The organism is Streptomyces sp. NBC_00104, assembly GCF_045160825.1.
Taxonomy (GTDB): Bacteria; Actinomycetota; Actinomycetes; order Streptomycetales; family Streptomycetaceae; genus Streptomyces.
Genome location: NZ_CP108215.1, coordinates 6,118,320 through 6,130,062 on the forward strand (window position 1 = coordinate 6,118,320; position 11,743 = coordinate 6,130,062).

Genomic DNA, 11,743 nt, shown 5'->3' on the forward strand with positions numbered 1-11,743 from the left:
GCCCGTGACCACCACGCCCAAGCCGGCGCCCAGCACGAAGAAGGCCCAGAAGGTCGAGGACGCCGCCGCTCCGCGTCCCATCCCCGAATTCGAGGGTGTCCACGACGTATGGCCCCGCGGTGACCGGCTGCGCGCCGTGCGCGGCGCCGCGGCCGCCTACCGTGAGCGGTTCGTCCAGCAGGGCCGCATCCACGCCGTCCGCAGTTTCGACATCGCCGCCGCCCCGTACCCCACCCGGTTCGGCTTCCACGGCGCCGCGCTCGCCGTCAACCCGTTCGTGAGCATCGTCAACCGGATGCTCGTCGTGCAGTTCGACGGCTTCGACGGTGAGCCGAAAACACTGGTGTGGGAGCCGACCGTCGCCGCCGGAACGGCTCAAGCGCCGTTCTACTCCCAGCTCAAGCGGCTGGCCGGGGACTTTCTCACCGAGCACGTCTTCGCCCGCTACTACCACGACCCGAACACCGTCCTGCCCTCCTGCGGGCTGCGCCCCGAGGACGTGGACTTCGTCAGCTTCGACCACCTGCACGTCCAGGACGTACGCATGATCATGGGAAGTACCCGCACCATTCCCGGCGAACGGGCGCCCCGCGAAGCGCTGTTCCCGCGCGCCCGGTTGTTGGTGCACCGCAGGGAGCTGGGCACCTTCCAATCCGTGCATCCGATGCAGTGGGCCTGGTACGTCGACGGAGGCATGGACGGGGTACCGGACGAGCGCGTCACCGCCTTCGACGGCGATGTCGAACTCGGTGTCGGCGTCAGCCTGCTGTGGACCCCCGGCCACACGGACGGCAACCACTCCCTGGTGCTGAACACCCCCGACGGCGTGTGGGTCTCCTCCGAGAACGGCATCTCGGCCGACAACTGGCAGCCCGAGCTCTCCCGCATCCCCGGGGTACGCCGCCACGCCGCGTTCTACGGCCATGAGGTGGTGCCCAACGCCAACACCCTGGAGGACTCCCTCGACCAGTACGACTCCATGGTCAAGGAGAAGACCCTCGCCGACCCCAGCCGGCGCGATCCGCGCTGGCTGCAGATCCTGCCCTCCTCCGAGCTGGCCCGCTTCAAGCGGCAGTGGCCGGTGCTGCCCAGCTTCTTCCACGGCGGTCTGAACTACGGCGAACTGACCCCTGCCGGTGGTGGCCGGTGACCGGCCCGGCCGCCCGCCGAATCACCGTGGACGCCGCGGACGGCGTGGAGTTGGCCGCCTACCAATGGGGAGCGTCCACGGCTCCTGCGGTGGTGCTGGTCCACGGCTATCCGGACACCAGCGCCGTGTGGCGCCCGGTCGCCGAGCGACTGGCCGACCGCTTCCACGTCACCGCCTTCGACGTGCGGGGAGCCGGTGCCTCCCACCGGCCCAGAGGTCCGCGCGCCTACCGGATGTCCCGCCTGGAAGCCGACCTGGAGGCGGTTCTCGACGCCGTGAGCCCCGACCGCCCGGTGCACCTGGTCGGACACGACTGGGGATCGATCCACTCCTGGGAGTCCGTCACCGGCACCCGCCTGGCCGGGCGGATCGCCTCGTTCACCTCCATCTCCGGACCCTGTCTGGACCATGTCGGCCACCTGATCCGGGACCGCCTCCGACCGGGGCATCCGGATCTGCCGAAGCTGCTGAGGCAGGCCGCACGGTCCTGGTACATCGCCTACTTCCATGTCCCGCTCCTGCCCGCCCTGACCTGGAGAGCACTGGGACACCGCTGGCGTACCTTCCTCACCGGCTCCCAAGGTGTGCCCGGGCACACCTCCTACCCCGCGCCGACGCTGGCCCGCGACGCCGTGTCCGGCACCGCGCTGTACCGCGCCAACATGCTGCCCCGCCTGCTGCGTCCCCGGGACCGGCCGACCACCGTCCCGGTTCAACTCATCATCCCCACCCGCGACTTCTGCGTCACCCCGGTGCTGTCGTACGGAGTGGAGCACTGGACGGGCCAGATGCGACGGCGCCCGATCGACGCCGGGCACTGGGTACAGCTCAGCCACCCCGAGGAGGTCGCGTCCCGGATCGCGGAATTCGCCCACCGCGTCGAAAACGGCTCCCGCCGCACTCACACTCCGGACCACACCGCGCACCCGATCTGACGGACCGGCAGTAACAGACCGGCAGTACTGGACGACTGCCTGACCGCCCCTTCCCACACACCGATCGCCGACGGAGGAGGAACCTGTCATGTTCCGAGCCGCACATGCCCACCCGGAGCGTCCGTCCGAGCCCATCGACCACCACGACCTGGTGCTGCAACCGCGGGACGTCACCTTCGACTGGAGCACCACGCCGCTGCACTGGGTGCCGGGTGAGCCCTTCGCGACCCACACCTTCGATGTGCTCCACCTCATGCTCCCCGAGCTCGAACGCTGGTTCGTGCGCACCTTCGAGCAGGCACTGCCACTGATCACCGACGACCGACTGCGCGAGGACGTACGCGGCTTCATCGGCCAGGAAGCGATGCACGCCGAGGCGCACCAGGAGGTCCTGGAGCACCTGCTCGCCAAGGGGTTGGACCCGACTCCGTACACCCTGCAGTCCGAATGGATCTTCCGAAGGGTGCTCGGAGACAGGCCGGAGCTGACGCCGGCCGCCGCGCACGCGCACCTCCTCCAACGGCTCGCCCTCATAGCGGCCTTCGAGCACTTCACCGCGTACATGGGTCACTGGATTCTCAGCAACGGGGACCTGGACCACACCGGCGTGGACCCCGCGATGCTCGACCTGTTCCGCTGGCACGGCGCGGAGGAGGTCGAACACCGTTCGGTCGCGTTCGACCTGCTGGTGCACCTCGATCCCCGGTACCGGCGCCGCGTGGTCGGCATGCTCGTCACCGCTCCGGTGCTGACCCGGCTGTGGATCCGCGGAGTCCGCTTCCTGATGAACGCGGACCCCGAACTCGACGACCGGGTCGAGGTCCGCTTCCGCGACTACCTGGCCGCGGCCCGCAAGGACCTGTTGCCCCGGCCGGGAGCGTTCGCCCGCTCGGTGCTGCGCTACTTCCGCCCCGGCTACCACCCGACCCAGGAGGGCTCGACCCAGCTGGCGGTCGCCTACCTGGCGGTGTCTCCTGCTGCCCGAGCGGCTGCCCGATGACCCGGAAACCAGTGAGGCATCCCATGGACATCGGCACACCCGGCACCCCGCCGCCGGACCTCTACGGCAGACTGCGCGGCGACTCCTACATGCGGAAGCTGGCGGCTTTCAGCGACAAGGCGGTCACGCGCCTCGCGCGGCGCAGCACTCCTCCCAAGCGCCCGCCGGCCACCGGGACGCCCGTGATCCGGGAACTGGTGGTCGCCGCCAGGCACCAGGAGGCCGAGGATGTCGTCTCCCTGCGGCTGGCAGCACCCGACGGGGCATCCGACGGGGCATCCGACGGGGGAGTGCTCCCGCCCTGGCAGCCCGGCGCCCACATCGAGCTGCGCCTGCCCTCCGGCCGCAGGCGGCAGTACTCCCTGTGCGGCGACCCCGCCGACCGGTACGGGTACCGCATAGCGGTGCGCCGCATCGCCGACGGCAAAGGCGGTTCGGCCGAGGTGCACGACACCCTCGGAGTCGGTACGCGGGTCGCCGTCACCGGGCGGCCCCGGAACGCCTTCCCCTTCGCCGCCGAAGCATCCGTCCTGCTCGTCGCGGGCGGCATCGGCATCACCCCGATCCTGCCGATGGCCCGGGAAGCAGCCCGGCGCGGGCTGGACTGGAGGCTCGTGCACACCGGCCGCAGCCGCGGCTCGATGCCCTTCGCGGCAGAGCTGGCCGAACTCGCGGCCGCGGCCCCCGGCCGGGTCTCCATCCGTCCTGACGACGAGTCCGGGGTGCCCGAAGCCGCCGATCTGTTGCGCTCGATCCCGGCGACGGGTGCGGTGTACTGCTGCGGGCCCGCGCCCATGATCGACGGCGTTCGGCGCGCGTTCGGTGGCAGCCGCGCGTCGGCCCTGCACTTCGAGCGGTTCGCTCCGCCCCCGATCACGGACGGCCGCCCCTTCGAACTCCAGCTGGGCGACACCGGACGGGTTCTGCCGGTGCCGTACGACCGCTCCGCCCTGGACGTTCTCCACGAGGCCCTGCCGGACCTGCCGTTCTCCTGCCGCCAGGGGTTCTGCGGCACCTGCCGGGTACGGGTTGCCGATGGCCAGGTCGATCACCGTGACCGTCGGCTCACCGCCACCGAACGTGCGGCCGGCGCCATGCTGCCCTGCGTCTCGCGTGCACCGGAAGGAGAGCGGCTGGTGCTGGAGGTGTGAACCGGCCGAGCGCCCGTCAATCCGGTCCTCGGCCCGGGCCCGCAGCCGGTGACGGAGCTCGAGTGCGGCGATCGGCCGGTCAGGGGTGTTGGTCGCGAAGCACGTGATCCGAATGCCGTCCGCGTCCGTGAACCTCAACTGGGCGCCAGGATAGGGCCGTTCCTTTCGGATGATCAGCCGCACGCCCTTGAGCAGGCCGTCCAGGAGCTTGCCGGTGAGCTCGGCGACCCAGGCCCCGTCACGGGCCTCACCGTCGGTCTCGACGGCCGGGGTCCAGGCTGAGGCGGGGACCTTCAGCAGGTGTTCGTGGACGCGGCCGGCTCGCCGACCACGAGTACGCTCGCCGGGCCCGTACGGGGCGGATGCGACCCGAAGCTGTCCGCCGAGGACATCGCCTGCGGCTACCGCCATTCCTGGAAGGGGAACGGGGCCAAACGGCCGGTGGACCTGGTGCGATCAGGTCCGCGGGGCTGTCGGCCGGGTCAGCGGGACCAAGCGGCGGTCCCCGAAGGTGACCATCGCGTGTACGGGCGCGGCGCCGGCGCGCATGAGCGCCGCGACACCCCGGCGGCCCTGCCTGCGGGCGAGCTCCGACCCCGCGCCGATCATCAGGGCGGTGAGGGCCGGCATCGGACGCCCGAAGAGCGTGATCTCCTTGACGCGTGCCTCGTCGTCGAGCCGCAGCAGTTGCGCTTCCTCGAACGGCTGGGATCCCACCCTCGCCCGGTAGAACAGCGCGTACGTGTCGCCCTCGCCGGTCTGGGTGTGGAAGCGGATGTCCTCGACCGCCGTGAACGCCGAGGTCAGGAAATCGCGCAGCTGGGCAGGTCCCTCGAAGCGGAACTGTTCGGTGAGTGGCGAGCTGAGCACGACGTCCTGGCTCAGGCACGCGACTGCGGCGTCGACGTCACCGCGTTCTGAGGCGGCGCGCCAGCTCGCGACGGTAGCGGCGGCGGAGTGCGGGGTCTCGGACATGAGTCTCTCCCGGTATCAACGGCGCGACGGAGTGCGTGGGGTGGCGGGGGTCAGCCGGCCAGCTTGTTCATCGTGCGGATCTGCTTGTCCAGGACCCAGGCAGGAACGAAGCGGAGCATGCGTGCGCGTCCGGCCATGGGGCCGGCGGCGTAGCGAAGTTTCGGCTTCTTGTCGGTGGCGGCCGTGACGATCGCCTTGGCGACCACGGCGGGGTCGTCACCGCCCCTGATCGCCTCCGTCATCAGACGGTCGAAGACGTGCCGCTGGTCCGCGTAGACCTGCAGGGGCGTGTCGGGCTTCGCGCTGTTGGCCTCGAATCCGGTCCTGGTGTAGGCGGGTTCGACGAGGAGCGACCGGACGCCGTACTGCCGCACCTCGTGGTCCAGGGACTGGGAGTAGCCCTCGATCGCGTGCTTGGACGCGCCGTAGACGGCCATGTAGGGAGCGGGGATGAACCCCTGCACCGACGAGAGGTTGATGATGCGCCCGCGTCCCCGGGAGCGCATGTGCGGCAGGACCTCCTGCACCATGCGCATGACACCGAAGACGTTGATGTCGAAGACGCCCTGGGCCTGCGCGAGGGAGGTTTCCTCGGCCGCGCCTATCGAGCCGACGCCGGCGTTGTTGACCAGGACGTCGATCCGCCCGAACCGGTCGTCTTCGCCGTCGGAGTACTCATCACCGGAGTACGCGAGCACAATCGGCGCGACGGCTGAGCCGATCGGTGCGCCAGTATCGGCCGGACACTCATTCCCGAGAATGAACGGCTGCCCCGTCGCACAGCAACGGCACAAGAAGCCGACGCCGTGAGACTTGCTGGTGTCTCCATGACCAAGCGGACCGCTGGGCTTCGAAGTACCCGATCTGCCCAGTCCTCGTAGAGGTGAGCCAAGGAGCGCCCCAGAGCAGGTGCGCGGGCTTGTGTAGTTCATTCACCTGGCCGGACGGTCAAAGCCCATCTCGCAGCACTTCTGACCGGCTTGCCTGGTCATGACTACGGCTCCGTTACCGCTTCGCAGCTGGTTGGCGCGGTTTTGTCCCGAAGGTGACCAGGGCGGCGAGTCCGGCGATGAGTGCTAGCTAGCGGCGACGTGGCCAAGTGAGATGGATGACCCGCTTGGAAATGCGCCAGCCGTCATCGGTGCGTCGCAGGTCGTCGGCGTAGACGACGCTGGCGACACCGCCGCCCTCCAGCAGGCTCAGACCTTTGGATCGGGCCCGCACCTCGTCGCCCGGGCCTTCCGACACGACGATGTTCGTCGTGTGGTGGGCTTTCGCGTGTCCGGGGGCGTTCATGAAGGTCACGATCGCGTCCAGCCCGACGACCGGGTCGCCGCCGAAGACGCTGCCGTCCCACACCGCGTCTTCGGTGAGGCATTCGCCGAGACGGTCCAGTTCGTGGTCGTCCATGATGTGCGCCCACAGCGCCACGGCCCTGCTGATTTCGACGGTGTCTTCATTCGTGGGTTTCACGTTCAGCTCTCCGTTTTCTGCGTTGCTGGATCAGGTCTTGGCGCCGCTCGGCATGGCCAGCACCTGGTCGTAGGCGCCGTTGGCCTCGGCGATGCTCTCCTTCGCCGCAGTGGCCGGGCGCCCGGCAGCTTCGACTATGGGGGTGTATCGGCGGGGGCGGGAGAGGACCACATATCCATGGACCGACGATCCTCCCCAGCCGGCCACCATCGAGTCGCCAGGACTTGAGGCGGGCGAAGGTGTGTTTGCCTGGAGCGCGGAGACGGGCGTGGGCGCGGTTGTACTGCTGGTAGAGCTCCGGAAGTTCGCGGTGGCCGTAAGGGGTGCGGACGGCGGCGCAGGCGCTGTCGGCGGCGGCTGAAATCTGACCCAGTTTGGCCGGTTGAATTCTGACCCGCTGGGTGGTTGTTGTTGGTCAGTCGTCGTTGGTGGGGGCGGGGACGCGTCCGAGGTTGCGTCCGCGCATGCGGTAGGAGTCGCCTTTGAGGGAGTGGACCTCGGCGTGGTGGACGAGTCGGTCGATCATGGCGGCGGCCACGGTCTCGTCGCCGAAGACCTCTCCCCAGCGTCCGAAGGGCTTGTTGCTGGTGACGATCACGCTCGCTCTCTCGTAGCGGTTGGAGATCAGCTGGAAGAACAGGTTGGCGGCCTCGGCCTCGAAGGGGATGTACCCGACTTCGTCGATCACGATCAAGGGGTAGCGTCCGAGCTTGGTGAGCTCGGTCTGCAGGCGTCCGGTGTGGTGGGTGTCGGCGAGGCGGTCGACCCACTGTGCGGCGGTGGCGAAGGCCACGCGGTGGCCTGCCTGGCAGGCGCGGATGGCCAGGCCGGTGGCCAGGTGTGTCTTTCCGGTGCCCGGCGGCCCGAGGAAAACGACGTTGTCCTTGGCCGTGATGAAGTCCAATGTTCCCAGATGGGACAGCTGGATCGAGGTTAGAGGTTGCTGTGGTTGCGGTGCTTCGCTACCTAGCCAGCGCGTAACTGCTGCTTTTCCACTGTTACTGATTTGACTACTTGATCAGGCGTCTTGCCGCTATCTTCTCATTAGAGGGCTGATGAAGGCACTCACCGTTCTTCGGTACAGAACGGGCGTTGACGAAGGATCGGTGAGTAGGTGGCTATGGCGGGGACTGGGCGCATTTGGATAGCGGTGACGGTTGCGCTGACCAGCGTGGCGACTGTTGGGCTGGTCCTGGTCGCCGTTTTCGCGGACCCTGACACGACAGAGCGGACCGTAGGGGTGGCAGGTGCGGTTGTCTCGATGCTCGGCTTGCTGGTCTCTCTGATTGCCTTGTTCCGCAGTCCAGGAGGCGGGACCGCGGGTGGGCGGCGCGTGCGGGGTGGCCGCCGATCGGTCGTGGCTGGCGGTGACATCACTGGCTCCGCGATCGGGAAGAACTCAAAGGTGACCGGCCCCCAGTCGTCGCCCAGTCGTACTGCGGCGAGGCGGAACGCGGATGACGTGCGAGCGGGTCGGGACGGGATCGCCGCTGGTGGTGACATCACAGACAGCGCTCTCGGGGAAGGCAGTGAACGGTGACGCCGTTCCCCTGGATTCGACGCAAGGGCAAAACCTCTTCTCTGGGAAGTGAAGAAGCACCCGTCGAGGTCGCGCAGACGGTTCTTGCTGGCCCCGGCGCGGTGGCGGCTGGCGGAGCAATCATCGGTTCTGCGGTGGGTGACAACAACAACGTCACATACATCGATAAGCAGTACGTGACCGACGGCGGCACCTCGCTAAAGGCGGCTCATGCCGCTTTCGAGCAGGCGCTAGCCACGTTGCCACCGTTGCTCCAAGAGGAAGCTCGCCAGTTGTGTGATCACTGGCCTGACGTGGAAGCAGCCGTCAACAACCTTCCCTCTGGTAGGTCTGCGCGGAACGACATACTCGAGCAATGGGCCAAGCATGAGCCACGCTGGCTCTCCAGCGCCCCTATCCGCGCGCTTCCGTGGCTTGGCCAATTGGCCTCGGCTTACGATGCCGAGAGTGCCTCATTCTCGTTCTATGACCGGGCCGTACGCGAGGGGGGCTATCCTCGCGACCTCTTGATCGTCCAGGCTGCCCTAAAGGCAGAAACATTGACCGAGGGCAGCGCTCGTTCATACCTAGCGGCCCATGTAGACCTCGACTCGCCGTTGGTCCACTCCGTGCGATCCGCCCTCGAAAAGGACTGGGACGCAGCCCTGGATCAACTGAACCGGTGGACTGCTCCTGCTGGCAGCGGACAGGCTCTGCAACGTCTCCTACGGGCGCGGATCCTCCTGGCACAGGATCAAATCGACCAAGCTCTGCCAGCTCTGCGTGAAGCAGATTTCGCACGTTTTCCTCAGCTTGGGCTGGAACTCGCACAGGCTCTGCTCCAGCGAGCCAGGCGCCGTGCCACTCGCAATAGGCTCGCTGACGCGCAGGAAGCTCTGGCTGTTGCACTCCGAGTGCGTAACGCACGTCGAGAATGGTTCGGTGACAGCGCGGAGGCAGTCGTCCTTGCAATGCGGGCCGCATTGTCCTGCCAGGATCTGGCAACCGCGTGGGCGATCTGCCAGCCGGCTCCAGAAGGGGATGCTAACGCACAAGAAGCGGATGATCCTCGAGTATTGGGGGAAAGTGCCCTGATTGCGGCGCTGACGGGCCGCGAACAGCGTGCGCATGAATTGTTGGCCGTGGTGACTAGCCGGTTTACACGCGCACAGGTGCTAGCTGTGCTCGAGGAACGCCGTGCCGACAGCAGCGAGGATGAGCGGGTAGCGGAGGCTTGGCAACGCACTTGGGACGCAGCGAGATCGGGACCCGACCAGCTGATGGCGGCCATGGGGCTGGTGGAGTCCGGGCAGGCCCTGCCTGATCTCTCTCACCTGAAGGACGACTATCCCGAGGCGGTAGCTGATCTAGAGAAGCTCGCCCACGTCGTCAGCGGCACAGAAGGCGCCGGCCTGTCGCTTCTGCGTGCCAACGCGAACCAGAACCCGACCATCGCCGTGAAACTGGCGCAGCGCTACCAGCAACTCGGCGACCTGGAGAAGGCTGCGGTCACCCTGCAGGAGTCCGCGACACACTGGCGTGATCCGCAGCTGATGACATTGGCCGCTCGTGGCTTCCAACGCGCCAGGAACTACGAGAAGGCCAAAGAATGCGCTGATAGTGCCCTGCGGATTGCCGGCCCGGGTTGGGCTGCGCAGGGTGCCATGTACGAGTTGCTTGTTGAGACGGAATCCGCCACAGGAAACTGGGAGCAGGCCACAGACGCGGCCATCACACTCCTACGTCTGGACCCGCACAACCTCGACGCACGCTGGGCCCTAGTGAAGTGCTATGTCACACGGGCACAGCCCGACGAAGCGTGGCAGACACTCACCGAACTGGGCGAAGCGGCCGCGCCACGACGCCGCGACGAAGCGATCCTATGGGTCCAACTCGGCGCCCGTTTTTCTGCTGATCCGCAATTTGTGGGCCGTGCGTTGGAGCTGATGCAGAACTGGCCACAGGATGAAGAGTTGCTGGGGCGCTTCCTGGCAGCTCTCCTTTGGCGAACAACTACGACGCAACCCATGACCGCCGAGGCGGCTGAACTTCTGCGTGAGGCGAGCTCCGATTACTTGGAACGCTTCCCCGATAGTGTGTATTTCCGCGCTCTCGATGCCAGCGATCCGGGCGTGTTACTCGAAGAACTTGGCCGGAGTCTGCGTCGCGAGTACGAAGATGAGGACCGCCGCGAGCTCCGAGAACGCATCGCGCAGGGCCAGTCCCCTGTAGGGATGCTGGCCTTGATGAACGGCCGATCTTACGCCGAGGTGTGTGTGCGGCTCACCGAGGAACCTCCCGGCCTCTTCGCATCCGACCCGACGTCGGCCGCGTGGGAAGCAAATGCCGTCCAGGCTGCGCTGACCGGGCGGGTGGTCATGGATTCGAGCGCAGCGGTGTCTCTCGCCCTGTTGGAGCCGGGTGCCGCCGAACGGCTCCTTGGCTCCTGCCAGAGCATTGTGACAACTGACCAGATCGTTGGCGACGCTTTCCACGCCCTCGAGTCCTTCGCCCTGCGGTCCGATGCCATGGTGGTTTGGAATGAGGACGAGGCACAGGCAACTCTTCATGTTGCTCCAGAGGAACAGATGAGTGCCCTGCGCAGGACACTCGAGCGTGCCGCTGACCTAGTTCGACGACTACCGCGGGTGGCCCGGCCGGAGCTGCGCGCGTTGCCGGGGATGCCTGCGGACCGGGCCCCGCAAGCATGGCTTACGGCCTTGGACCACGCCAAGGAGCACAACTTGGTGTTGTGGTGCGACGACCGAGCTCTGCGCACAGTTGCCCGGTCGGTGGGCGTGGCCGCATTCGGAACGCTTGCCTTGATCGACGCTTGCCAGCGCGAGGAGACCGTGGCACCGCAGGAGGCAATGGTTCTGAGGGCCGAACTCCTCCGGCACTATTACATGGACATACCCTTCTCCAGCGAGCTGTATGGGTTCGCCGCACAAGCCGACGGGTGGCAGGCGCGAGCCGTAGCTGCAGCGATCGCACGGCCGACGGCTTGGGCTGATGCCCAGGCCGTGGTGCGGCTGGTCCTCAAGGCGGCCGCACAGGTCATCGTTCCTGAACCGAACCATGCTGCTGCCTGGCTGGCAGCTGCGTATGTGGGCCTTTGGCGAGCAACGCTCCCCTCTCACAGGGCTGCCAACCTGCAAACGCTCTCCATCCAAGCCGTGACCCAGCCGTGGGTCTCCGCTTCATCATTGCCCTTCCTTCTTACGGGTCTGCGCAACGGTGCCGCAGAGGTCCAAAGCGGTGACGGGCCCCTGATGGCCGCTCTGGCTCGCTACTACGGCCAGCTAGTCGGACAAATGGGTCATCCTGAGGCAGGCACAGAATTCATGAGCCTCTTCAGTCAAGCTGTCGCAGCCGACAAGTCCGCAGCGGCACGCATCGTGATTACCCACCGCGACAACTAAGATTCTTGACTTAGAAGCTGTTGCCTTTCCGGCCTTGAGGACAACGTTTCCGCTGGTCAGGCATAGGGTCGGCGGTCCTGTGGGAGTGGTGGCCTGTTGTGTCGCCGCTGCTGTGGAG

At 67.2% G+C, this 11,743-nt stretch carries 10 protein-coding genes and 1 pseudogene; 5 read left to right on the top strand and 6 right to left on the bottom strand.

Translation table 11 applies throughout. From position 1 onward, the window contains the following. The first annotated feature begins 4 nt into the window (after window positions 1-4). From OG272_RS26955 to OG272_RS26970, 4 genes are all read left to right on the top strand, one after another. Window positions 5-1,150, top strand: coding sequence for a hypothetical protein (locus OG272_RS26955; protein ID WP_326579929.1), 1,146 nt, complete (start codon window positions 5-7; stop codon window positions 1,148-1,150). Further along, window positions 1,147-2,085 (top strand): alpha/beta fold hydrolase, encoded by a 939-nt coding sequence (locus OG272_RS26960; RefSeq protein ID WP_405895089.1) that lies wholly within the window; start codon window positions 1,147-1,149, stop codon window positions 2,083-2,085. The genes OG272_RS26955 and OG272_RS26960 overlap by 4 nt, the downstream gene beginning before the upstream one ends. An 88-nt stretch (window positions 2,086-2,173) precedes the next feature. Beyond that, window positions 2,174-3,085, top strand: a complete 912-nt coding sequence (locus tag OG272_RS26965; protein ID WP_326579925.1) for a metal-dependent hydrolase — start codon at window positions 2,174-2,176, stop codon at window positions 3,083-3,085. 23 nt (window positions 3,086-3,108) lie between these two features. Then, window positions 3,109-4,236 (top strand): PDR/VanB family oxidoreductase, encoded by a 1,128-nt coding sequence (locus OG272_RS26970; protein ID WP_405895090.1) that lies wholly within the window; start codon window positions 3,109-3,111, stop codon window positions 4,234-4,236. On the opposite strand, the pseudogene OG272_RS26975 reads toward OG272_RS26970, so the two are convergent. The 6 genes and pseudogenes from OG272_RS26975 to istB all read right to left on the bottom strand — a co-directional run. Then, window positions 4,213-4,530: pseudogene (locus OG272_RS26975) on the bottom strand (IS1380 family transposase); the annotation flags it as partial. The gene OG272_RS26970 and the pseudogene OG272_RS26975 overlap by 24 nt on opposite strands. 162 nt (window positions 4,531-4,692) lie before the next feature. After that, window positions 4,693-5,211, bottom strand: coding sequence for a nuclear transport factor 2 family protein (locus OG272_RS26980; RefSeq protein WP_326579922.1), 519 nt, complete (start codon window positions 5,209-5,211; stop codon window positions 4,693-4,695). A gap of 50 nt (window positions 5,212-5,261) precedes the next feature. Next, on the bottom strand, window positions 5,262-5,909 hold the full coding sequence (locus OG272_RS26985) for an SDR family NAD(P)-dependent oxidoreductase (protein ID WP_405895091.1): 648 nt from the start codon (window positions 5,907-5,909) through the stop codon (window positions 5,262-5,264). A 382-nt stretch (window positions 5,910-6,291) separates the two neighbouring features. Then, a complete protein-coding gene (locus tag OG272_RS26990; RefSeq protein WP_328223712.1) occupies window positions 6,292-6,684 on the bottom strand; it encodes a nuclear transport factor 2 family protein in 393 nt (130 codons plus the stop codon). A 30-nt stretch (window positions 6,685-6,714) separates the two neighbouring features. Then, window positions 6,715-6,855 carry a hypothetical protein gene (locus OG272_RS26995; protein ID WP_328224801.1) on the bottom strand — a complete coding sequence of 47 codons (141 nt, stop codon included), beginning with the start codon at window positions 6,853-6,855 and terminating at the stop codon, window positions 6,715-6,717. Between the two features lie 244 nt (window positions 6,856-7,099). Beyond that, complete coding sequence (istB, locus tag OG272_RS27000) at window positions 7,100-7,690, bottom strand: IS21-like element helper ATPase IstB (protein ID WP_405896080.1); 591 nt, start codon at window positions 7,688-7,690, stop codon at window positions 7,100-7,102. A 530-nt stretch (window positions 7,691-8,220) separates the two neighbouring features. On the opposite strand from istB, the gene OG272_RS27005 reads away from it, so the two are divergent. After that, window positions 8,221-11,625, top strand: a complete 3,405-nt coding sequence (locus tag OG272_RS27005; RefSeq protein WP_405895092.1) for a PIN domain-containing protein — start codon at window positions 8,221-8,223, stop codon at window positions 11,623-11,625. Window positions 11,626-11,743: the final 118 nt, after the last annotated feature.